At 41.0% G+C, this 23578-nt stretch carries 25 protein-coding genes; 8 read left to right on the forward strand and 17 right to left on the reverse strand.

The annotated features are described in order from the left end of the window. Positions 1 to 197: 197 nt before the first annotated feature. Positions 198 to 428, reverse strand: coding sequence for a hypothetical protein (locus IE222_RS19880; RefSeq protein ID WP_191275867.1), 231 nt, complete (start codon positions 426 to 428; stop codon positions 198 to 200). A 138-nt stretch (positions 429 to 566) separates the two neighbouring features. Here IE222_RS19880 and pdaB point away from each other — a divergent pair, with 138 nt between their 5' ends. Continuing rightward, on the forward strand, positions 567 to 1319 hold the full coding sequence (gene pdaB, locus IE222_RS19885) for a polysaccharide deacetylase family sporulation protein PdaB (protein ID WP_191275869.1): 753 nt from the start codon (positions 567 to 569) through the stop codon (positions 1317 to 1319). A 57-nt stretch (positions 1320 to 1376) separates the two neighbouring features. On the opposite strand, the gene IE222_RS19890 is transcribed toward pdaB, so the two are convergent. Continuing rightward, on the reverse strand, positions 1377 to 2057 hold the full coding sequence (locus IE222_RS19890) for a KinB-signaling pathway activation protein (protein WP_191275871.1): 681 nt from the start codon (positions 2055 to 2057) through the stop codon (positions 1377 to 1379). 147 nt (positions 2058 to 2204) lie between these two features. Between IE222_RS19890 and gerD the strand changes: the two genes are divergently transcribed. After that, entirely contained in the window at positions 2205 to 2816 is a 612-nt protein-coding gene (gene gerD, locus IE222_RS19895; RefSeq protein ID WP_191275873.1) for a spore germination lipoprotein GerD, read from the forward strand. Positions 2817 to 2874: 58 nt separating this feature from the next. Here gerD and salA read toward each other — a convergent pair whose 3' ends face one another. The 7 genes from salA to IE222_RS19930 form a co-directional block, all read right to left on the reverse strand. Next, a complete protein-coding gene (gene salA, locus IE222_RS19900; protein ID WP_191275875.1) occupies positions 2875 to 3927 on the reverse strand; it encodes an iron-sulfur carrier protein/transcriptional regulator SalA in 1053 nt (350 codons plus the stop codon). A 150-nt stretch (positions 3928 to 4077) separates the two neighbouring features. Then, positions 4078 to 4809, reverse strand: a complete 732-nt coding sequence (gene cwlD / locus IE222_RS19905) for an N-acetylmuramoyl-L-alanine amidase CwlD (RefSeq protein ID WP_191276004.1) — start codon at positions 4807 to 4809, stop codon at positions 4078 to 4080. Between the two features lie 154 nt (positions 4810 to 4963). Beyond that, entirely contained in the window at positions 4964 to 5407 is a 444-nt protein-coding gene (locus IE222_RS19910) for a YbaK family protein (RefSeq protein WP_191275877.1), read from the reverse strand. Between the two features lie 134 nt (positions 5408 to 5541). Next, the gene (dcuC, locus tag IE222_RS19915) at positions 5542 to 6972 is read right to left on the reverse strand and encodes a C4-dicarboxylate transporter DcuC (RefSeq protein WP_191275879.1); all 1431 of its coding nucleotides are present in this window, start codon (positions 6970 to 6972) and stop codon (positions 5542 to 5544) included. A 109-nt stretch (positions 6973 to 7081) separates the two neighbouring features. After that, positions 7082 to 8002, reverse strand: a complete 921-nt coding sequence (gene rihC / locus IE222_RS19920; RefSeq protein WP_191275880.1) for a ribonucleoside hydrolase RihC — start codon at positions 8000 to 8002, stop codon at positions 7082 to 7084. A 58-nt stretch (positions 8003 to 8060) separates the two neighbouring features. Beyond that, positions 8061 to 8948: a ribokinase gene (gene rbsK / locus IE222_RS19925; protein WP_191275882.1), complete on the reverse strand. Its 888-nt coding sequence runs from the start codon at positions 8946 to 8948 to the stop codon at positions 8061 to 8063. 22 nt (positions 8949 to 8970) lie between these two features. Continuing rightward, positions 8971 to 9945, reverse strand: coding sequence for a LacI family DNA-binding transcriptional regulator (locus IE222_RS19930; RefSeq protein WP_191275887.1), 975 nt, complete (start codon positions 9943 to 9945; stop codon positions 8971 to 8973). Between the two features lie 372 nt (positions 9946 to 10317). On the opposite strand from IE222_RS19930, the gene IE222_RS19935 reads away from it, so the two are divergent. From IE222_RS19935 to IE222_RS19955, 5 genes are all read left to right on the forward strand, one after another. After that, positions 10318 to 11034 carry an SDR family NAD(P)-dependent oxidoreductase gene (locus tag IE222_RS19935; protein WP_191275889.1) on the forward strand — a complete coding sequence of 239 codons (717 nt, stop codon included), beginning with the start codon at positions 10318 to 10320 and terminating at the stop codon, positions 11032 to 11034. Positions 11035 to 11037: 3 nt separating this feature from the next. Continuing rightward, positions 11038 to 12069 (forward strand): S-adenosylmethionine:tRNA ribosyltransferase-isomerase, encoded by a 1032-nt coding sequence (locus IE222_RS19940; protein ID WP_191275891.1) that lies wholly within the window; start codon positions 11038 to 11040, stop codon positions 12067 to 12069. Between the two features lie 15 nt (positions 12070 to 12084). Beyond that, positions 12085 to 12423 (forward strand): VOC family protein, encoded by a 339-nt coding sequence (locus tag IE222_RS19945; protein ID WP_191275893.1) that lies wholly within the window; start codon positions 12085 to 12087, stop codon positions 12421 to 12423. 244 nt (positions 12424 to 12667) lie between these two features. Next, complete coding sequence (locus IE222_RS19950; protein WP_191275895.1) at positions 12668 to 13786, forward strand: GAF domain-containing sensor histidine kinase; 1119 nt, start codon at positions 12668 to 12670, stop codon at positions 13784 to 13786. A gap of 13 nt (positions 13787 to 13799) precedes the next feature. After that, the gene (locus IE222_RS19955) at positions 13800 to 14441 is read left to right on the forward strand and encodes a response regulator (protein ID WP_223282828.1); all 642 of its coding nucleotides are present in this window, start codon (positions 13800 to 13802) and stop codon (positions 14439 to 14441) included. Between the two features lie 112 nt (positions 14442 to 14553). On the opposite strand, the gene IE222_RS19960 is transcribed toward IE222_RS19955, so the two are convergent. Continuing rightward, positions 14554 to 14991: a spore coat protein gene (locus tag IE222_RS19960; protein WP_191275897.1), complete on the reverse strand. Its 438-nt coding sequence runs from the start codon at positions 14989 to 14991 to the stop codon at positions 14554 to 14556. 127 nt (positions 14992 to 15118) lie between these two features. Further along, a complete protein-coding gene (locus IE222_RS19965) occupies positions 15119 to 15334 on the reverse strand; it encodes a spore coat protein (protein ID WP_191275899.1) in 216 nt (71 codons plus the stop codon). A gap of 265 nt (positions 15335 to 15599) precedes the next feature. Between IE222_RS19965 and IE222_RS19970 the strand changes: the two genes are divergently transcribed. Further along, positions 15600 to 16112 (forward strand): DUF3231 family protein, encoded by a 513-nt coding sequence (locus tag IE222_RS19970; protein WP_191275901.1) that lies wholly within the window; start codon positions 15600 to 15602, stop codon positions 16110 to 16112. Between the two features lie 93 nt (positions 16113 to 16205). Here the strand turns inward: IE222_RS19970 and IE222_RS19975 are convergent, their stop codons facing one another. From IE222_RS19975 to rplM, 6 genes are all read right to left on the reverse strand, one after another. Continuing rightward, positions 16206 to 17789 carry a SagB family peptide dehydrogenase gene (locus tag IE222_RS19975; RefSeq protein WP_191275903.1) on the reverse strand — a complete coding sequence of 528 codons (1584 nt, stop codon included), beginning with the start codon at positions 17787 to 17789 and terminating at the stop codon, positions 16206 to 16208. A 21-nt stretch (positions 17790 to 17810) separates the two neighbouring features. After that, on the reverse strand, positions 17811 to 19751 hold the full coding sequence (locus tag IE222_RS19980) for a TOMM precursor leader peptide-binding protein (RefSeq protein WP_191275905.1): 1941 nt from the start codon (positions 19749 to 19751) through the stop codon (positions 17811 to 17813). Further along, the gene (locus IE222_RS19985) at positions 19748 to 21685 is read right to left on the reverse strand and encodes a putative thiazole-containing bacteriocin maturation protein (protein WP_191275907.1); all 1938 of its coding nucleotides are present in this window, start codon (positions 21683 to 21685) and stop codon (positions 19748 to 19750) included. Before IE222_RS19985 ends, IE222_RS19980 begins: the two co-directional genes overlap by 4 nt. Positions 21686 to 21858: 173 nt before the next feature. Then, complete coding sequence (locus tag IE222_RS26970; RefSeq protein ID WP_191275909.1) at positions 21859 to 22137, reverse strand: heterocycloanthracin/sonorensin family bacteriocin; 279 nt, start codon at positions 22135 to 22137, stop codon at positions 21859 to 21861. A gap of 229 nt (positions 22138 to 22366) precedes the next feature. After that, on the reverse strand, positions 22367 to 22759 hold the full coding sequence (gene rpsI, locus IE222_RS19995) for a 30S ribosomal protein S9 (RefSeq protein ID WP_191275911.1): 393 nt from the start codon (positions 22757 to 22759) through the stop codon (positions 22367 to 22369). Positions 22760 to 22778: 19 nt separating this feature from the next. After that, entirely contained in the window at positions 22779 to 23216 is a 438-nt protein-coding gene (gene rplM, locus IE222_RS20000; protein ID WP_191275912.1) for a 50S ribosomal protein L13, read from the reverse strand. Between the last annotated feature and the right edge of the window lie 362 nt (positions 23217 to 23578).

The raw sequence follows: 23578 nt of genomic DNA on the forward strand, positions 1-23578 counted from the left end.
TTTAGTTTTCAAAGAACAATCATAAATTTTAAATCACTTTTTTCGAAATCTCCGCTAAAAGCGACCTTTTTAATATACCATCAACAGCTGATGATGTCAACAACTTTTTTTACGTTGTTTTGTCGTTCAGCAGCGACGTTTACTAATATACCAAGATAGAATATAGAAGTCAATAATATTTAATAAAAAAATAAAAATTAACCCTTTAAACGATTCTTCTTCCTATGTCGAATATATTTCATACATTCATTTGGGGCAGCAATTCTTCTAAATAAAGCAAATAACACCTTATAACGCTCTTCCATTGCTCGTTTTACTATGTGATCGATTCGGTCATCTCCCAAATCGAATAAGATTTCATCCATTTCCCTTTTAAGCAGATATTCCATCTCTTTTATTTCTTTTTCATTGATAAGGAATCCAAACATAGCAAAACCTCCATGTAATTTCTGTTATAGTAGTATTTTCCAATTTCTGAAAAATTATAATGAAATTCTTTCATCATATTTTTTAAAAAACCAGCATAGGTTTGAGACAAGGATGGTTTTGGACGAGGGGGGGCGCAAATGAATTTTTTTGTCGTTTTAAACGGAAAGGCTTTAAAGAACGTTGTCCTGATCTTAATTGCAGCTTTTTTTACCGCGTGGTTCCTGTATATTGAAAATCTAACCCAGATACCTGTTTTTTCGACCAAAGAGGGGCCAAAGGCTGTTTTTTACGGTGAAAAAGGGGTTGCACTTACCTTTAATATCGGCTGGGGGGATGAAAAGGCAGAACCTATTTTAGACACATTAAAAAAGGAAAATGTGAAGGCCGCTACTTTCTTTTTATCCGGTTCCTGGGCGGAGAGACACCCTGATATAGTAGCCAGGATTATAAAAGAGGGATACGAAATTGGAATTCTTGGCTATAACTATGTGGACTATACGGAACTAGAAGATGTAAAAATTGGCCAAGACATCTCTAAAGCCCAAGAAGCATTCAGAAAATTAAACGTAAAGGACATAAAAGTATTACGGGCACCAACAGGCCATTTTGATGAGCGTACCTTAAAGATTGCCAAGAGATATGGTTATACAGTCGTTCATTGGAGTGTCGATTCAAAGGATTGGCAGAGTCCGGGAGTTGCAAATATTGTCGAAAACGTAAAAAAGGCTAAAAATGGAGCGATTGTTCTCCTTCATGCGTCAGATGCGGCTAAACAAACGGAGAAAGCATTGCCATTAATTGTACAGGAGATTAATAATAAGGGATTAAAACTTGTCTCTGTTTCAGAGATGATGGCAAATGGTGAAGCCAATTCAAAAGAAATTAGATAACAAAATAGGAGCATGTGTATGGCTAAGCGCCGTCCGCATGCTCCTTTCTTCTTTATTTTAGACCGTTGATTTTTTTGTTTTTCTTTTCTGTACTGATGCTTCCCCAGCTTTTTTGCTCATCCTTTGCTGTCTTTCCTGCTCCGATTTTGCATTCAATTTATGAAGAACTAATATTTGATATGCATTGCAGGCAAGTAAGGCAATAACCATTAAATAGAACCAGTTGCTGGAGTTTATTCTTAAAACAGGCACCCACTCCACAAGTGTTACAACAATCATAAAGAATAGCGAAGGGATAAAGGCATCACGATTTGTTTCTTTACTTTTTAACCAGGCTACCGCAAGACCGACGATAACGAGGAGCAGCGCCGGACCTAAGAAAGGAAGCAATGAATCGCCTGGTTTTGCAAAATTGGTATATCGCAAATAAACCAAATCAAATAAACTAAATAGAATCAGCACCACCTGCACCGCATTCCAAAGTGAGGCTGATTTAAAGATCCCTAATCCGAAACGATGAATGGTTAAATAAGCAAAAAAGCCCATTTGACTGATGACACTAAAGAGGAAACCCATAACAATTAACCATATAATCGCCGAAAGAATATCGATTATTTTAAAGTCAGCGAAAAACGGCTGTAATTCATGCCAGCGTACTAACACCCCGACAAGCGCCGTTACGACCCCGCCCACTAATAATGTATTCCAAAATAATTTTACTAAATTACGGCTTGTCACACCTGAAACCTCCAAAATAAAATAAATCCTCCCCTGATTGTACCAAGCAAAATAGGAAAAATCCATTATTTGCGTTACACACGAATAATCTTTCGGGAAATTCTTCATTATAAAATTAAGGAATTCTTCTGTGAAAGGAGCTTAACAATGAAGGCGAAAAGTATCCTGCTCCTCCTACCCATTATGATGATATTATCAAGCTGTTCTTCCAGTGATACTAGCGGCGGAGGTCAAATTGATTATGACCAAACAAAAAAAATGGTGGTCGATATTCTCAAAACAGATGAAGGTAAGAAAGCGATTAAGGACCTGATGGATGACGATTCCATGAAACACCAGCTAGTAATGGACCAAAAGGTAATCACTGATACCATTCAACAAACATTAACCTCTGACAAAGCGGCACAGTTTTGGAAAAAGACCTACAGTGACCCTAAGTTTGCTCAGGGGATTGCCAAACATTTAAAAGCTGAAAATGAAAAGCTCTTAAAGGATTTAATGAATGATCCTGATTATCGAAACATGATGATTCAGGTATTTAAAGAGCCTGAGATTCAAAAAGAGATGGCAGATGCAATGAAAAGTAAGGAGTACCGCCAACATTTGCAAAAGGTAATAACCGAAACAATGGATAGCCCGTTGTTTAAAGTAAAAATGCAAGAATTCCTAATAAAAGCGGCTGAGGATGCCAAAGCGAAAGCAGAAACAAAAAGTGACAAAAGCAGCGGCAGTGAACAAGATTCCGGTGAACAGAGCTAGCCGCAGCATAAATACCACAAATATAAAAGGCCTCTTCCACACTGGAAGAGGCTTACTATTATTTATTTAAGCGATTAACCACTTTTTCAGCAATTTCATTATAAATTCTTCCAAGACGGTGATCTTCTTGATAAATCGATGGAGCAAAATCATCATCATTCCAATCAGGCTGATCAAGCGGCAGGCGGCCAAGAACTTCAGTATTTAATTCTTCAGCTAGTTTATCTCCGCCGCCACGGCCAAATACATATTCCTTTTCACCCGTTACTTTACTTTCAAAGTAAGCCATGTTTTCGACGACGCCAAGGACCTCATGTTCAGTCCGAAGTGCCATTGCCCCTGCACGTGCCGCAACGAACGCTGCTGTTGGGTGCGGAGTAGTCACAATGATTTCTTTACAAGCTGGCAGCATCGTATGAACATCTAGAGCAACGTCTCCAGTTCCTGGCGGTAAGTCTAATAGCAGATAATCTATGTCTCCCCACTCTACTTCATTAAAAAAGCTGTTTAACATTTTCCCTAACATTGGACCGCGCCAAATAATTGGAGCGTTATCCTCAACAAAGAAGCCCATGGAAATAACTTGAACACCAAATCGTTCCACCGGAATAATCTTTTCTCCGCGGACTACAGGGCGCTTCGTAATTCCCATCATATCCGGAACACTGAATCCGTAAATATCAGCATCAATTAAGCCGACTTTCTTTCCAAGACGGGCAAGTGCAACAGCCAGGTTCACGGAGACTGTTGATTTACCCACTCCGCCCTTACCGCTGGCAATCGCAACAAATTTTGTCTTATCGGAATTAAGAAGGTTTTTTTCCTCTTCAGGTTCTGTATGGCGATGAGCAGCCATTACGTCCTCGGGAAGCTGATCAAAACGGATGCCGACAGAAGCTGCACCAGCTTCTTTTAATGCATTGACAATTTGTGTTTGCAGCTGCAATTGCTCGCTTGTACCTGTTCTTGCAACCTGTACTTTAACACTGACGTGATTTTTTTCTTCTTTAATTTTGACTTCTTGAATAGCATTTAGTTCAGCTAATGTTTTATGTAAAAATGGTTCTTTAAGGCTGCCAACAACCTCACGGATTCTAGTTTCTGATAACATGAAAAACACACCTCACATATGAATTCGTTTCTATCTCATAGTATATCATAACCGGGATTGGAAACAGTTATTTGAATCACACTTAACCCTATTGATACCTTATAAACTCTTTTCTGCCTATAATAAAGAAGGAGGGACAACTCCCCCCGATTAATCTGATTCTTTTATTTCCTTTTCATTAGTAAAATAACGCAGGATCCCTCTGTAAATGGAATCGGCTACCTTTTCTTGATAGGATTCGTTCTTTAAGTTTTCCTTTTCAACAGGATTTGACAAAAAGCCTACTTCCACTAATACACCTGGTTTCTCAGCATGCTTCAGAATATAGACTTGATTAATTGGTTTAGCCTTTCGGGTGGTGTTCTCTAAATTTTTGCGGAGTTCTTCTTGAATAAACTTAGCAGCCCTGGCGTTTTCTTCATGATGCGGGGCATAAAAGGTTTGGGCGCCGCTCCATCTGGCAGATGGAATGGCATTTAAGTGAATGCTTGCAAAGAAGTCATTATCTGAGTTATTAATCATATCCAGCCTTTTTTTCAAATCTTCTACTTTTCTTCGGCTGTAGCCCCTTGTATCGGAGTCGGCTAGATCTTTATCCGTATCCCGTGTCATCACCACAAGGGCTCCTTGCTGCTGCAAATAATCCCGGACTTTCAAGGTAATTGCTAAGGCTATGTCTTTTTCCAAAGTATCGCCAGTTCCCGCACCGCCATCCGGTCCACCGTGCCCGGGGTCAAGCAATATAATTTTTCCTGACAAGGGTAGATTCCAGTTTTTCCATGAGTCATTTTCGGAAAAATCATGCTGTAGAATAAGAAATAAAATTATTAATCCTATAGAAAAACTTATCACTTTCCATCTGCGATTTAACAACCAAATCATTCCTTCCCGCTCTTCACTAAACAGTAAAATATATGGGACAAGAATGAAAATTAGAACAGGAAGAAATGAATTGTTAATCTGTGGATACGGGCTTGCAAGGAGACACATTTATCCGCAAGTAACTAGCCGCTCAATCACAATTTAAGCAACTAAATTAATGCAGCCGCAATTTGTGACGCATTTGCCCTTTTTCATAGCCTTCGCGCCACCAAACATGGACATATTGCTCACATTGGTAATAAAGGGCCTCGCTCATCGCACCCTCCTGTCCGTTACCCCAATATAATAGAAAATTATAAAGTGTATCGATTAAATGCTTTTCTTCATGAAAACAGCGCATGCGCACTTTTTCCATATCCTCTCCGTAATAGCCAAACTTTGAGAATTTAGCACCTAATAAATAGGCCTCAAGGGCGACATCATAGCAGGCTTCTTCTACTCCTGCATTCATGATCAGGCTTGAAGTAATTCTTGTGGAACCAAAATATTGCTGAACCCGTTCTTTTAATGCCTGAACTGATAATTCCCGCAGTACAGAACGTTCGTATTTAATCTGCTTTTCTCGTCGTTTTTCTTTAAAGGTTGTAATTACAGTCACTCTTTTTCACCTCTTAGAACTATTCTTTAACTTGGATTCATAAGAAATGCAAAGAGTGAGCGTATTTTAGATTGCCAAATTTTATCGTACTAAAAATGGCCCTTCACCCATGGGTAAAGAGCCTAGAATAAAGTCTATAAAAATAATACCATTGATAAAATAAACATAAATACCACACCTGCAATCATAGGTACAGACGTTCTTTTGACAATCTCGATTGGTTCAACCTTCACTGTACCAGCAACAATTAACACAACTGCTGCTACTGGTGAAACAGCTCTAAATAGATTACCTGCTAACCCCATCGGTACAGAAATTGCAATTGGATTAATACCAGCGGCATCTGCTAACGGAACAACCAGAGGGACCATCGCAAAGAATAAAGCTAAACCGCTGCCGCTTAATAGCGTAATAAGTCCGGTTACGGCTACCATGATCAAAGGTAAAACAAAATCTAAGCCTTTGCCTTGGGAATTTTGCATGGACTGTTGAAGTGCATCAATTAACCCGATTGATTTTAAACCGGTTACAAAGACTGACGCAGCTACTAGCAAGGCAACGATGGACATGGCACCGCCCATTCCTTTGAAAAAGACCTCGGTATCAGCTAAAACTTTCTTATTTCCTTTGTTTCTTATTAATTCACAGATAATTGCAAGGATGAACGAAACAATTGTTGCAACCTCAACACTAATATTAATAACTGTACCAGTAGCCATTTGCAGTCCATAAGCCGCTAAGAGCAGAACAATTGGGAAAATCGGCAGTAATGCATACACTGTTTTATATAATTTGCCGCCGTCAATTTGAGCTGCCTGTTCAACCTTGACATTAGCTTCTGTTTGGCCGTCTGATTTCGCAGCAGCCTTTTTGTCCATTCTTCTTTGCCAGAAGAAGTGAACGAGAGCAATAAAGATTAACGTAGGAATTGACACAAGTGCATGGTATTTAAAGACATAATCTGTTACTGATAAATTTGCAAATAATTGATGCTTGGCCAGCTCCTGAGCAATTGCGACGTTATCACTTCCTAATGGAGTTGGAATAATTGTGGCAGAGGTTGCAATAATAGCAGCTGCCGTTAAAGAAGACATTCCGGCCCGCTTTAAGACTGGGAATAAAGTTGCTAATAAAATGATTGCAAGATTTGAAGCACTAGGAATCACAAGCGATAATAAATTTCCTAGTAAAAATACGACTGGAACTAAAACATAGACAGATTTAAACTTTGAAATTGGTTTGGTTAATACATTAACCGTGACATCATTTGCCCCAATGGCCGACATGTAAGCTGTGTAACCACCTAAAATCAAAATTACAAAACCGGCTGCACTGAAGGTTTCTTTAAATTGCTGAACAATCACTTGAAGCGGATCTAATAAAAATGAACCGGTTGAGACAAAATCCTTAACAGCTATCTCTTTTCCCAATCCAAGGCTCAGCAAAATTAGGAGTATTCCCATTAAGAAAAGGGAAATTTTAATATCCATCTTTTTAATTAACATATAGATGACTACCACAACTGCGATCGTGGCCGCTGCATACATTACAAGGTTGGTTGCCATAAGAGTTTTCCCCTTTATCATTTTTGTTATTTTTCTCTAGAAAGTTTCTATAAAATATTGCGGTGGCTTTATGTTCGCCTGCTCCACAAGTCCTTAATAATTTAAGTTTCTAAATACAAACGGATAAACTTTCCATAAACCATTTTTTAAACATTTCTGGATTGATATCAGTGCAAACCTTTACATTACTTGGTTTACCAAGGTATCCTTTTAAATCCACAACCGTACAGCCTGCTGTTAGTTCACCGATAGTTTCTACGTCTACAAATGTATCAACAACCGTAAACATTTCTGGCTGTAATAAATAGGCAATGGCCGTGCTGTCATACATTTTAAGACCTGTTTTCATGCTGCCGCCGCGGTAATTATTGAACAGGTGATAAATCATGTTACCTGTCTTATTCATTACCTTTAATTGTTGGCTGTCCTCAGGATAAACGAGCGCTTTTAAACCACAGTCCAGACCAACCATCACCATCGGTACACCACTTTGGAAAACAATCTTAGCGGCTTCCGGATCAGCGTAGACGTTGAATTCAGCCATTACCCCTGCATTACCACGGGTAGTAGAGCCGCCCATCATAACGATTTCAGCAATATTATCCTTCACTTCAGGATACAGCTTTAATAACAGTGCAATATTCGTTAATGGGGCAATTGGTACAAGTGTGACAGGCTCCTCACTCGACATAATCACGTTATACATTGCGTTTACAGCATTTTCTTTTAAAAGAAGATCATATGACGGCTCTTCAAAGTCATAACCGCCCATTCCGCTTTCGCCATGAATATCGCTTGCATCAATTGGTGCTTTAATGAGCGGTCGGTCAGCGCCCATTGCAACAGGAACATCTTTATTAAAAAACTTTAGTAACTTTAGAGCGTTATCGGTTACCTTTCTAAGACTGACATTGCCGGCCACGGTAGTAATTAACCGGAGGTCCAATTCTTCACTAAATAAAGCGGCGGCAATCGCAACTGCATCATCAATTCCAGGGTCTGTGTCAATAATAATTGGTCTTTTGGCCATTGTATTTCCCTCCATGCTTTTTAATATGTTTTATTTATCACAGGGTGATGGGAAGGTTTTATCCTTCCATCCCCTTTATGAATGCTTCTGCTTCCTCGTTTGTAGGCATCCCAGTCTGGGCACCCAGCTTTGTTGTGGACAGCGCAGCCACTGCATTACCATAGCGGCAGGCTTCTGAAACGCTATGGCCTTTACTTAAGGCAACCGCAAAGCCACCGTTAAATGAATCTCCGGCTCCGGTTGTATCAACTACCTTTACGGGATAGGCTGGAATTGAAACTTCCTTTTCCCCTTGGTAAAAAGCCACACCAGCACTGCCTTTTGTTAAAATGACCTTTTCCTTCAATTCCTTTTCATCAAGCCCTTGCTGTAAAAGGGTATATTCATGTTCATTCGGTGTTAGATAATTTATTTTTTCAATTAGTTCTCTAGGAAGTTTACGGATCGGAGCAGGATTTAATATAACTTTGACACCGTGTTCCTTTGCTATTTCTGCTGCTTTTTGGACAGCCTCCAGTGGAATTTCAAGCTGAAGAATCAGCACATCACTGTCTGCAATAACATCCCGCTTTGATTCCACAAACGCTGCAGTTACATGTTGATTCGCACCAGGGACGATAATGATACTGTTATCACCGTCATAAACGACGATTGTCGCTGTCCCCGTCGAATCTGTAACCGGTTCCACATCCGTTACATTAATTCCTTCATTTTGCAGGTTCTGCTTCAGGAGCGGCCCAAAGCTGTCATTGCCGACGCATCCAATCATGCGGACATCCGCTCCAAGTCTTGCAGCGGCAACTGCTTGGTTGGCCCCTTTGCCTCCCGGATTCATTTTAAACTGATTACCGATGAGTGTTTCCCCCATTTTGGGGAGCTGATCGGTTATTGTAACGATATCCATATTAATGCTCCCCACAACCGTTATTTTTGGTTTGAGGTCCATACCCTTTCCCTCCCCTTCTAAATCATGATGACTCTCTTTCAACCAGACCGACATCTAATCGATAAAATGTCTTCTCCACTGGTTTTTCTTCTATAAATTCAATTAACATCGATGCTGCTTTTTCGCCCATCTCATAGATAGGCTGCTCGATCGTTGTCAGTTCAGGTGTAGTCGCCTTCGATAAGCTAATACCATCAAACCCCACGATTGCGATATCATCAGGTGTTCTCTTACCGATCTTGTGCACTGCTTTGATTGCACCAATTGCCATTGTATCGTTTGCCGCAAAAATGCCATCAATTTCTGGATGCAGCTGTAAGAGCTCTAATGTCGCCTCAATAGCGGAATCCATTTCAAAATGACCGTTACCAATATAGCTTTCATTAAACCATTGCTCATTTCTGACAACCTCTTTATAGCCTTCACACCGTTCATTAGCGTTGACTACATTAAGCGGGCCGCTAATGTGAGCAATTCGCATACAGCCTTTATTTTGTAAGTATTGAGTAGCAAGTTTTGCACCTTTTTTATTTTCTACTACAATAGTTGGAATATCCTTACTAATTTCACGGTCGATACTAACAAAAGGTATCTGAAGTGACTTTATTTGCCTTTCACTAATTGTGTTGGATGAGACAATAATTCCATCTACATATTTCTGCATTAGCACGTCTAGGTAATGCTGTTCCTTTTCAGTTTTACCATCGGAATTGCATAGGATGACCGTATATCCAAGTTTCGCCGCCGTATCTTCAACCGCCCGTGCTAACTCAGGAAAGTATGGGTTGGTAATATCAGGAACAATCAACCCGATTGTTTTAGACTGCTTCTTAAATAAACTCCGCGCCACTTCGTTCGGCTTGTAATTCAGTTCAGCAATCGCCTGTTCAACCTTTTTCCTCGTGTCTTCACTTACATATCCTTTTGAGTTTAATACCCTGGATACTGTCGCAACAGATACACCAGCTTGGCTGGCCACATCTTTTATCGAAACCACTATTTTCACTCCATTTTCATATAGGTAACCGGTTGCAGATAGCTTACCCTTTTAACCATTTAGGAGTCAATAAAGATGCAGTATTATTATTTTTTTGAAGGCTCCCTAGGTAACCGGTTACACACTCTATAAAAAAAAGAGTTGTTTCAACCTTTTTCGTATAAGACGCCACCTGCTAACAATCAAAATGATGTTAATAGGTAACCGGTTACACACATAGTGTAACTCCATTTTATATCTATGTCAACAAAGAAAATACTGGCAACTGCTGTCTCATCCAAAAGTCGTAGAAAAGTTCAAGCTTTCCTACGAAGAAGGAATTTTTAAAAATCAGTATGCTTAAGACATCAAGAAAACTAAGGGGAGATAAACATGATGAGAAATAAAGTAGTGATGATTACAGGTGCATCAAAAGGATTAGGAAGAGCTTTAACATTCGCTTTTGCAAAGGGAGGAGCTAAACTTGCCATTTGTGCGAGATCGTTAGAACCACTTTTAAAGGTGAAAGAAGAAGCAGAAAAACTCGGAGCTGAAGTTCTGGCCGTTGCGGCTGATATTTCTAAGCCAAGAGATGTGGAACGTTTTATAGCAACTACAGAAGAAGCTTTTGGTCAAATTGATGTACTCATTAATAATGCCTCCATTCTTGGACCAAGTCCGATGCCGCTGCTTCTTGATTACCCAGAAGATGATTTTGCAGAAGTGCTTAAGGCAAATGTAGTATCGCTATTCTCCGTTACTAGAAGAGTTATTCCCGGAATGCTGGAGCGCAATCAAGGATCAATTATCAATATTACATCGGAAGCAGGCCATGTTGGCTACGCCGGCTGGGGTGCTTACGGTATTTCTAAATTTGCTGTTGAAGGTCTCACACAAACGTGGGCTGATGAATTAAACGATACCAATATCCGAGTAAATATGGTCGACCCCGGGGAAATGGATACCGACATGCACCGTTTAGCAGTCCCTGATTGCGACTATCCTCTAGCAAAGCCGGAAGAGATAGTGGATATCTTTTTGTATCTGGCTTCCGATCAATCTGCAGAAATAAACGGACAGCGTTTTGCCGCGCAGTCAGAGGAGGTGTGAAAAATGGCTGTCGTTAAAGCGTTGGATTTTTACTTGCCTGATGAATTGAATGCCTCTCATCCGCCTGAAAAACGCGGAATTAGAAGAGATCATGTCCGAATGATGGTTCTAGATCGGAGTTCCGGTGCTGTCCGCCATGATCACTTTTTTCACCTTGATCATTATCTTGAACCTGGGGATATGCTCATATTAAACAACAGCAGGACGATCCCGGCCGTTTTACAGGCTGAATGGGTTAGTAATACTGGACTTTTGACACCAAAAGTAGAAGTTCGGTTAGCAAGAAGAAAGCGAGACAATACATGGGAAGCACTTATTGCAGCTGTCCCTGTCAATATCGGGGACAAACTGATTTTTCCACCAGATTTGTCAGCGACAGTGGTTAGCGAAAAAGAAAATTCTCCGCTAAAGGTTATTCAGTTCTCTCGAAAAGGTGCCGATCTTTTCAATAGGATCTATGCCTTAGGGGAGCCAGTCCGCTATGAATATATCCAACATCCATGGGACTTAGACTATTATCAAACGGTTTTTGCCAGCCATCCAGGCTCCGTGGAAATGCCCTCAGCCGGCAGAGCATTTAGCTGGGAGCTTCTGTTTAAATTAAAACAAAGAGGAATTGGCGTTGATTTTATCCAGCTGCACACTGGCCTAAGCTATCTGCTTGATGACAATTGGCATCAATCGCCTGAAGAGAATGAGGAGGAATATCATATCTCAGAACAAACTATGGAACAAATTCTTCAGACGAAGGCAGCTGGTAAGAAAGTAATTGCAGCTGGCACGACTGTCGTTAGAGCCATCGAGACCGCGGCTAAGAATGGAGTATTGTCGGGGATGACGAATCTATATATCCATCAGGATTCTCCTTTAAAAATAGCAGACGGAATTCTCACCGGATTTCACGAGCCGTTGGCAAGCCACCTTGATATGCTATCCGCATTTATCTCTCAGCAAAACCTGCTCCATGCCTATAATCAAGCCATTGAAGCAGGATATTTATGGCATGAATTTGGGGATATGAATTTAATTATTTAATAGGAGGGTTCTATCATGCGTTTTCACCATTATGGTATAGAAGTGAGTTCAATCGAGGATTCTATCCTTTTCTATAAAAAGTCCCTTGGTTTTGTAGAGGAAAGCAGAATGTTTTTTGAGGATGAACAAATTGTATTTCTGAGGTTGGGTGACTTTAGGCTGGAGTTGATTGCTGGCAAGGGTGATAGTGAGAAAAACCACCATTTCTGTTTTGAAGTCAATGAATTTCCGGAAGTTATGACGAACTTTAGGGGATTCCGAATAATTGAAGGCCCCTTTAAGCTGCAAAATGGCTGGCAAATTGTTTTTTTTGAAGGACCGGATAGGGAAATTATTGAGTTGTTAAAGTTGTAAAAACTGAGTTTTTTTTAGTCCGGGGGGTTTGGCTATTTTTCGAGTGGGTTTGGCTATTTTTCGAGTGGGTTTGGCTATTTTTCAAGGAGGTTTGGCTATTTTTTCGCCTACTTTGGCTATTTATACATTTTATGTAAATTGTATCCCTAAATTTATAGGTCAAAAATATTAAACTAATTCAGAAGTCTGATAATTACAAATAAGATATAATGACAGTAGATATTTTACGAGAAGGGGAATCCAAATGTCCATTGAATCTGGCCATGAAGAAATCAGCATCTTAAAGGAAATTGCCGAGCTACTCAATGAAGGTACAGACACCAAGGAAATTTTATCAGGTGTGCTGCAAAAACTTCTCCATGTGACGGGATTACAGACAGGCTGGATTTTTTTAATGGATGAACATGGTACACACCACCTTGCAGCCGATGCAGCCCTCCCTCCTGCTTTAGCCCATAATCAAAAGCGCAGGATGTGCCAGGGAACATGCTGGTGTGTGAATAAATACAATAATCATCAGTTAAACAAAGCGACTAATATTATGGAATGCAAACGGATTGAAGATGCCATCGAGGAGAAGGCAGGAGAAACTTGCGGTCTTACACATCACGCCACCGTGCCGCTCCGTGCTGGTCAAGAGAGGTTTGGAATTTTAAATGTAGGTGCCCCTAACAAAACCCATTTCGAGAAAAATGAACTTGCTCTGCTTGAAGCAGTAGCTTACCAAATCGGTACCGCGTTGAAACGAATCAAGCTGACGCAGCGGGAGCAGGAGACAGCGCTTGTTGCCGAGCGGAACCGGCTGGCACGAGATCTTCATGATTCCGTCAATCAGCTGTTATTTTCCCTTAGCCTAACTGCAAGGGCAGGTGTGGAAATGACAGCGAATACAGAAATCAAACAAACGTTTAGTTATATTCAAGATTTAGCTCAGGAAGCACTGGGAGAAATGAGAGCATTAATCTGGCAGCTCCGTCCGCAAGGATTAGAAAACGGCCTGGTAAGTGCATTAAAAAGCTATGCCGATATGCTCGGTCTGTCCATTAAAACCAAAGTATCAGGCGCAACATGCATTCCCGGAAAAGTTGAAGAAGCCTTGTGGCGAATCGGGCAAGAGGCACTTGCAAATTGTAAAAAACATGCTCAAATAACAGAAGCAAAGTTATTATTTCATACTTCCAGCAACGGGGTCGCACTGACGATCTTAGATGCAGGCTGTGGGTTCCATTATGAGGAAAACGCGAGCATTCCCTCCTTAGGGTTAAAAAATATGAAATTACGTACAGAAGCTTTAAATGGAACTTTCAATTTAAAGAGCAAACCAGGAAGCGGGACCGAAATACAGATCCACATTCCGTTTTAGGGGGAGAAATCAGTTGAATATACGCATATTAATTGCCGACGACCACCATGTTGTCAGACGAGGACTTGCCTTTTTTTTAAAAACACAAAAGGGTCTTGAAATTGTGGGAGAAGCCGCCAATGGCAAGGATGCTGTAGAGCTGGCAAAATCACTTCAACCCGATCTTATTTTAATGGATTTAGTGATGCCTGAAATGGACGGGATTGAAGCAACAAAGATTATTAAAAATGAGCAGCCCGCTATTAAAATCATGATGCTGACCAGTTTTTCCGATCATGACCATGTCATACCGGCACTAGAGGCTGGGGCGTCGGGATTCCAGTTAAAAGATATTCAACCTGATGAACTTGTCGCATCCATCAGAAGAATTATGAATGGAGAAAATCAGCTTCATCCTAAAGCGACTTCACACTTACTAGCCAATTTATCTAATAGAAATAAACCTGAGAAAAACCAAATTGAAGAGTTAACGAAACGAGAATTAGATGTGTTAAAGGAAATTGCCAAAGGAAAAAGCAACAAAGAAATTGCCTCCACGTTATTTATTACTGAAAAAACGGTCAAAACGCATGTGTCGAACTTGCTTGCAAAGCTTGAGCTCACCGACCGTACACAGGCAGCCCTTTACGCAGTAAAAAATAGGTTGAGTGATTAAATAACAACACCCTGATCAAGTTTTGATCAGGATGTTGATTTGGAGGTTTCTCATACGGCTTGTTATAAGCTATATGCCTATTCAAATGGTGGGTTGAACATATCCCTGCTTCCTATAAATTCAATTTAGCTACGATTGCAACAAGCAGCTGCAATAGTGCCTGAATATTTGCAGCAATATCTACATCCACTGTTGTAACATTAACTGCTGAGGAATTTTCAACAAGAATGCTTTGAGTATTTCTTTGTGTAGTTGTAACCTGCTGCGTTAGTTGTTGTGCTAATTGTTCTCCTTGTGCTGCGTTCCCTGTAGCAATAGTTAGCACTAAGGAAATTGCCAGCTGCAAGCCTGCTTGAAGAGAAAGAGCCGCTTTTGTGTCAGTTGTTGTAACATTAACACCAGTTGAACCTCTCACAGTAATAGATTCAGTAGAATCCTGAAGTGTTGTCATATTCTGAGTTCCAGTCTGACGAAAAGAATCGCCGCTTCCAGGACTCATTGGAGCCCCAGCAGCTGCTCCTTGTACGCCTGTGAAGTTAGTACGTGCCATAAAGTCACCCCCTTTTTTAATCTTGATATTATAGTACGAATGCAGTTATCAAACGGCTTGTACATATATCTAAGTTTATTTATTTTCGAAAAAAAGGGCCTTTCCCTAAATTCTTACAAGAAGTTTATTAATTTTTGCTTTTTTTCATTTTCTTGTTTTCCCCGTCAACAAATGCCTTTACTTGTTTATTTAAATTACTAACCATAGCTTTGATTTCTTTCCTTTTTTCTTCAGATATTTTGATCTCACTTGGATTAATTCCGTTTTTAGCAAATACATCATTGACAATGGAAGAAATAACTTGATTAGAAATTCCACTCTGCTGTTTCGACTTTTTCCCCATGTCTACCCCTCCTTTCCTCCTCTTAACTCCTTTATTCTATGGTACACAACTACAATTTGTATGGGACAAGAACGGAGAAAGGGGCCTATTTTTTTGAAAAGAGTTGATAGCTTTTCCAATTCAAGAATTAATTAATAGCCTGAATTTAAAACGAACGTATGGAGAATATATGGATGTAAGAAATCCTTTTAAAGGGCCACATTAGTGCTTCTGGAAAGGGGCCGCTAAATTGAATAAATTGACGTATACATTGAGGAGGGCAACTATGGGTATTTTAAGTGGAAATCCTAAAGAAGAACCGTTACACTATGGTGAAGTTTTTGATCTTTGGGCGTCATTATTGGCAGGCAACGGTATGATTGCTGGTTATCAAACCATGATGAACCATGCAGGAGATGAAGATTTAAAAAAGCTATTATTAGAAGCCATCGAAACTGGTCAGCACGAAAAGAAACAAGTCGAAGAACTTTTAAAAGAGAATGGGATTGGTCTGCCGCCAGCATCCCCGGAGCCGCCTGAAGCATGTTTAGAGGATATCCCGGTAGGTGCGAGAATTCCGGACCCAGCTATCGCTGCAACACTTTCAGCTGACATTGCAGCTGGATTAGTTTTATGCAGCCAGGTAATCGGAAAGTCTATTAGGGAAGATGTAGCGATGATGTATGGTCAATTCCATATTCAAAAAGCAGCACTCGGTGCAAAAGTACTTCGTTTGAACAAAGAAAAAGGCTGGCTTATTCCTCCACCATTGCATCCTAATAAGCATGGTGATTGCTAGGGATAGATGTTCTAATCCTTTTCAAAAGGTTTCCCGCTTATCCTGTTACGATAAGCGGGTGTTAATTCCGTTTTACAGCGCCCTCTTCTTTTACTAGCTAAATAAACTACCTTTAAGCCATGCACGAGGACGATACGGACCGATTGGAACCTGAATCAAGCATGTGTTTCCTTTGGAACCAATTCTATAAAGTTCATCACATCGATTAACATCAAATCCTAACAGCGGGTGCCCTCCCATACCTAATGCACACGATATCAAAAGCAGCCGTTGCACGAGTATACCAGCTTCCATTTGTTGAATACGGTATCCCCTATATCCCAATTCCTCTTTAAGGTGATCCTTGCCTCCAACAACATGCAGGCAGAGCGGAACTTGAAACAGATTGACAGTGGGCATTGTTAAACCATATTGCAAACTCTCACGGAAATCCCCATTTGTTATTCTTCGAAGTGAATGAGCGGTTTTGTCATAGGCGTAAGCACCATCTGAAACACCCTCCACGTTATAAAAAAAGCCGTTTAATGATAAGCGATTTTCTAGATGTTCATGTGTATCGTCGAGGTCATTATGATACGCAAAAGAAAATGTCTCTGTTAACAACGTGGATAATGTTTTTTGACTCACTTTCCCCATTATAAAATCAAGATCAGGAGAATGTCTCTCTTTGCAAACAGAAGCAAGATCATACGAAAAGGGCTCCGTAAATGGCAGCATGATGAACTCCGTACTAAAGGACTTTATAACACGATCATCTTTTTTTATCTTTACAAATGAATGTGTAGTTTCAAGCATTGAAGCTTTATTTATTTCTTTAAGCATTGGGTAATCAAGAACTCTCTGTGAACGGTTATAGGTTTCAGTTTTTAGTAATGGCACTTCCTGGCACAATTCAACTGCTGAAACATTTTCGTCTCTATTAAAGCTGCCATCATAATGGATGGACGGATGAATCGATAATGGGATTACGGCATAAACACTTTCGTCTTGTTCGGCTAGCCCTAGTAAATGATTAATAGAACGATCAAGAAATTGGTAACATACCCTTGATGAGAATCCCATCCTATCCGCCACTTCTAATGCTTGCCCAATGACAACACCGGCGTCTAAACCTTGGAGCCTGTAGGAAAAGTTATTATATTTATAGAAATTTTTCAAAAAAACCGTTGAAACAAAAACAGTACAGAAACAATCTGAAAGTTCACAGCCCTTTCCAAGACTTCTGGACAAATAGGAATCGTAATTTCCTTCTCGGAGCAATCGGAGGCTGTGATGGGAAACATCGTAATGGTAAATTCCCTTTGGTACGTCCTTCAGCTTTACATAAACATATAATTCATTGGGATACAACGCCCCACCCGAGGGAACGAATCTGCGGAATAACTGGGCATAGCTTACTTCAGCTTTTTCCTCCGTGTCCTGGATGAAAGCGGATTGAGCATATTGAGTTAGTCCGAATACATACCATAAGAAGGACCCGAGTTCCTCTAGTCCAAGCTCTGCCTGAGCTTGTCGTCCAGTAAGGGATAAAGGGACATCTCCAGATAATGGAACCTCAGGCAAGCCTCGGTATAATTTATAGGGAAGTGGTGCATCCTCCCAATCCACTTCCCAATCTGGCGGGGCAACTTTTTCCGTATCATAGTGAAGATGATGCAGAAATGTTTCAAGCTTCACTCTTACACCTCCTGCCTTTCATTATGGGAATGGATGTGGATATGGATTAAGCTGTTCATATGATAACGGCTTTTTGGCATATCCAAGCTTCATAGGTACTTGGAGGACTCTCTCCAGCCCTTTGACACGGGTAAGATGATGACCGAAAGTCATCGGCAGCATACCAGGAATCAATACCTTAACACAGAATAAACCGTTCCGTTTGATTATAGGTGTCGTTTGGTCCACCACAATGACCTCGAGGTCTAACTGGCGGAACCTCTGAAGAATATCCTGCAGATCATCTCTCAAATCGGGATTTGCCGGAGGCTGTTTAAATTCCTCAGCAAACGTTCGTATTGGACGATGATTATCCAATAAAAAGCTCAGCCGCTCCTCTGCTTCCGGCAGACCGTAGACAAGACCATGGTCCTCCATGGTACGAACGGCAAACGGATCTTTTAGCATTTCATGATATTTCTGCCGGTTTTTCTCCAATAGTTTGTCATGCCTAACCATCATTCCGGCGAGCTCGAAAATCGAGCTTTTTACCGCTCTTACAGGATCGGGATTAGCACCTGCTGCACAAATAAGGTTTACACCCTTTGATTCTCTGTTTTTTGCTACTGCCCAAACACTGGGAATCTCATGTTCCATTGTTGAATTGTACAAATACACATCATATCCTGCCACATCACGTAAACGGTCGACCATCAGCTCTAGTTCCTTATCGTTTGCTGAATAAGGGTCAAGACGCGGAAGGGGCAGCTGTGCATACCATGTTAATAAAAAGGAATCCCGCTCTACGACCTCCATAATCCCATGGAAAATGGCTTCCTCTAAGCTCCCTCCCAATGCGCATCCATTGGAGGTTTCATAAACAAAGCACTCCCCATATCCCAAACTGTAATAGGCAAGTAACTCCGGAACCAAAATAGGACGTTCTTGTAAAAACGAATAACCCCAGACCCAATTCATTGGGGCATCAGGATGATACGGCTTAAACGGAAAACGAGACTTTGTATATTGTTCCTGGTCATGCAGTCCTACTGTCGTAGGATTTAATGCCATATGCTTTACATTTTCATAACTATCACGAATTTTCTTCCTTTTGCCTTGAGGCTCGATTCCGCAATATCGCTCCAACCCTTCCAAAATAGCCGTCAGCTCACTCATTTCATAAGAAATAGAACGGCCGGCTACTCCCTCATCAGCTCCAAACAACGGCATGTTAACCAAAACATCTGCGAATGGGAGCCTGATATCCTCCATTTTTCCATTCATGATTCCAGTACGGTCATCCAGATAATCTTTAACTAACACAGCTTTCAATTCATCCATTGAACGGCAGCGATAACCAGTACCAGATAATTTAAGACTGGACTCTAAGCTAATTTGAGCTAATTCTGGTGTATCATCAGGTATTGGACTACAAACCGGGCACAATGGATCAGGCAAGAAAAAGTGGTTGGCGGTCGTTAACGTTCTCAAATTGGTTATGAATATCCTTTCTTCTAAGAAGGAGGGGACTCCCTGAAGAACCTTTTGTACTTCATTACAGATCAAGTTGGCCATATGCAGCAGTCCGGATCGTGAAGCCCATGCATCACGCAGAACGCCCGCTCCAGTACTCATTCTCGCTTGAAGGCTCCACATTTCAAGGCGATCGGATCCGGCTATCAAACGTCGTTTATCAGCACAGAGAGAACATCCCGGTGTGCCATCCCGAACGAATGGACCAATGATTCCCTCACCAAACGAAACAAAACCTCGTAGCCAAGGTATACCAGCCATTCTTAACCTCTGTTCTGCTTTTTGATAAACCGATGGATGCCACGCATCGTCAAGCACCAAAGCCAATTCTGCTTCTGAAGGAATCTCTTCAAAAATACTTTGACGTTTTACCAAATAGCTGGTGGCCAATTGATCGTAAACATAATCCGCTAATAAACCGTCTCCGTCAATGAGGATACATGCAGTCATCGGGAAGCCCCCTCTCGTACCTGCACACCATACACCCCTCCCAGCCCTTGTTTTAAAAAGGGCTCAATCGACAGATCAAAGGCGAATAACTGTTTGTTATGTCTTTTTAAAACTTGTATGGAGGATTGTAATAGCTCCAATTGTGTCAAATCCTCACAAGAAGAGATTGAGAGAGAAGTTCCCCCTTTTTCTAGATATCTCATAGACTGCTTCTGTTGCCTCTCTACGGAAATTATCCCATTTTGAGCATCCAAAAGTGCTTGCTGCAATGTATTTCGGAGTGCCAATGTGGTATTTAAACCTGCTCCTGTGTACCAATGGCCATTTGATCTTACCCATACTACAGGAAAGCCGAGCACATCCTCTTTTAAACCAATGGCCGGTGAACCGTTCAGGGTAGTAAGAGCATTTAAATAAAATCGGCATTCTTTATCTTCTATTGCTCCCATTGGCACACGAAAAACCGTATGATCCTTCCTCTGTTTCAATTCTTCATCTAAATAAGCTTGCAGTCCCCGACAAACAGCCTCTGCGACTGTTTCCCCTGAACCGATGCCAATCATCCTGTGATTCCCACTAACCCAATCGTTTATATATTCAGATGATGCGACCAATCTGGACACATACATTTCAATGCCCTTCAGCCCTGCATTTCTTCTAGCTTCTTCATGTGTCATGCCCGAACAGACTACTTCTGGCAGTAGGACTGCCGGTCCCTCTGACACAGGGTCAACTGCCTGAACATAGCACTGGGAAAGAGGAAGCTGTGGCAAATTCCCTTCCTCCCAAGAACGGAAAATTCCTATTTCTTTAGAAGTTAATCCCCCAAAGTACTCCAAAAGTGAACCTTGATGTTCTTCCCTGTCCGTTTCTTGTTTCAATCTTACATCAAGATCTTTAACCAGTTCAGGTTTCATATTTTGCGATGTAACCGATGGATGTGGTATAAAGGAAAGCCAGTCTCCTTCCATCGTTTCAAGATCAAGGAGATATATTGGATTAGCTTGATTGCAACCTGCAATTCCTGTAGCCCTCTTGAAAAATTCGAATACAGAGACATTTGCCAAAATCGCTCCTGCTGGGGAAGAGAAGACCGGTGGCCGCTCATCCGCTTGCAGAGCAGATTGATGAATTCTGCGCCATGCAGACTCAAAGCACTCCTCTGATTCTGGATGAGTTAATGGACCGGAGAGTCCCACTTTTTCTAAATAGATGGCTGGGAGAAATGCCTTCTTTTCCTCTTTACAAACTTGATTAAGATACCTTAATTCGTTAACATTCCCATCCTGAGATACATACAGAATCCATTCATAATTTTGAACAGCTTCTTTCCAAAAATTTCCCCCTGCACCTTTATGGTAAGGGACTTCCATCATTTCCACATCTGAATCAATTTTCCTCGCATGATGCACCAACTCATTAAGCCGCTGTCTATTGGTTGAAACCGCATCTGTTACCATGAGATTTAATTTAGGCAGTCCTGATTCTATTAAGGAAGCAACTAATGATACCAGGAAGGGCCCGGAGCCAATAACCAGAACCTTATTTTGACGATATTCTTGAAAATGGTATGCAGCCGAATCTACAAAATTCTCGATGAATTCAATTTGTGAAGCATACCTTTCAAGAACTTGGCGATCTAATTGATGGGGAATATCTTTGCTTACATCGCGAACAAATCCATTCTTGTACAACGTTTCTCCAATCTCATATACCCTATCCCGATATGGTGCCGTCAATCCCTCCGTCAATTCTCCTATGGTTTGCTCTCCATTAAACATCGGCAGCAATTTTTCAATCCACTGATAGATGGTCTTCCCTTCCATTCGAAATGAGCTTACGTTATTTCTAAAATAGACACCTCCCTCTTGATCTGGTAGAAAAAATGTATCCCTTTTGGCCTTCAGACGTGAGGACGAGTTAAGTTCTGCCATGCAGATCCTCCTTATTCCTAATCGTAACTACTTGCGTACTATGAGTTTATGTACGATTTTTTGTCCATTATGATAATCATAGTAAAGAAGTGCCCCCTGCGGCACAAGTACATGCAGGGAGCACTTTCTTCCGTTGAATAATGTTTTCCATCCGTTTCAAAAATTCAAACTGGCTAAATAACGCCGAAACCAATGCCAAAACAGCCAAAGCAGCCAAAGCCACCGAAACCGATGCCAAAGCAGCCGCCACAGCCACCACAGCCGAAGCATCCACCGCAACCGAAGCCACCGCAACGAAAGCCAAAGCCACCGCAGCGAAAACCGCCACAACGAAAACCGCCACAGCGCCCCCATATACGTGTATCTTGAAGCTGTTGACCAATTGGAACTAATTCACCAGCTCGAAAAGGATCCATTCCCAACCCTTGAAGTTCATTATGAAAATTGTGCATTTTGTCCTCCCCTTTGTATTTTCAGTAAAGTACGAGAGTAGAAAAAAATTAATTAGTTAATTATGCCTTAAGAAATAGTACGTGTACTCTCTTCAACAAATTATGAAACTTATTAGGTCGTTGTTACTGATGTAGAAGCCTATTTCATATGGATTGCGCCCATCTTGTTTTTATCAAAAAAAAAAAGACCCCCAACCAAATTGGTTGAGAGCCTTTGAAACGTTGATAATTAACGCTTTGAGAACTGAGGTGCACGACGAGCGCCTTTAAGACCGTATTTCTTACGCTCTTTCATACGTGCGTCACGAGTTAATAGACCAGCGCGCTTTAATGTTGGACGGAATTCTGGGTCAGCTTGCAGTAATGCACGAGCAATACCGTGGCGGATTGCGCCAGCTTGACCAGTGTAACCACCGCCGCTTACGTTTACAAGAACATCGTAGCTGCCAACTGTTTCAGTAGCTACTAATGGTTGTCTTACAACAACACGTAAAGCTTCAAATGGGATATAATCTTCAATTTCACGACCGTTAATAACAATTTTACCTGTACCTGGAACTAAGCGCACACGTGCGACAGAGCTCTTACGGCGACCAGTACCAATATATTGAACTTGTGCCAAGTTATTTCCCTCCCTTTAATTAACCGCGAAGTTCGTAAACTTCAGGTTTTTGTGCTTGGTGTGGATGCTCTGCGCCAGCATACACATGTAATTTTTTGAACATTTGACGACCAAGAGAATTCTTTGGAAGCATGCCTTTAATAGCAAGCTCAAGCATTTTCTCAGCGTAGTTTGTACGCATTTCAAGAGCAGTTCTTTGCTTTAAACCGCCTGGGTGCATTGTGTGACGGTAGTAGATTTTATCGTTTAATTTGTTACCAGTTAACTCAATTTTAGAAGCATTAAGAATGATAACATGATCACCAGTGTCAACATGTGGTGTATAAGTTGGTTTGTGTTTACCGCGTAGGATTGATGCTACTTCAGAAGCTAAACGGCCAAGAGTTTTGCCTTCAGCATCAACTACGTACCATTTGCGCTCGATATTGTTGGCATTTGCCATAAACGTTGTACGCATGAGTTTCCCTCCTAATTAATTCCTTAAAGATTATTGTTTTCGCACGATCATTAACAATCATCGTTCAATTCTGTTCCGGGAATGAACGTTCATTGCCACTGTGCAGCTTAATTTTCAAATCATATATTTTCAATCACGATTAAGACTTTCCGGGGCTTTATCGTGGGATTAAAAACACACACATATAATATAATAAATAGTTGGTATCCAATTGTCAAGAAAATGTTACACCAGGTAGGGTTGTTTTAAAAACTTTTTTAGACCTTATTTATTAACCGTACTTTTTGAGTAAGGAGAATATATTGGATACCCGCGGACCGTTTTTTCCGCTCGCTCGGGCGCCAATACCTCTTATTGACTAC

The organism is Neobacillus kokaensis (assembly GCF_014656545.1).
Lineage (GTDB): Bacteria > Bacillota > Bacilli > Bacillales > Cytobacillaceae > Neobacillus > Neobacillus kokaensis.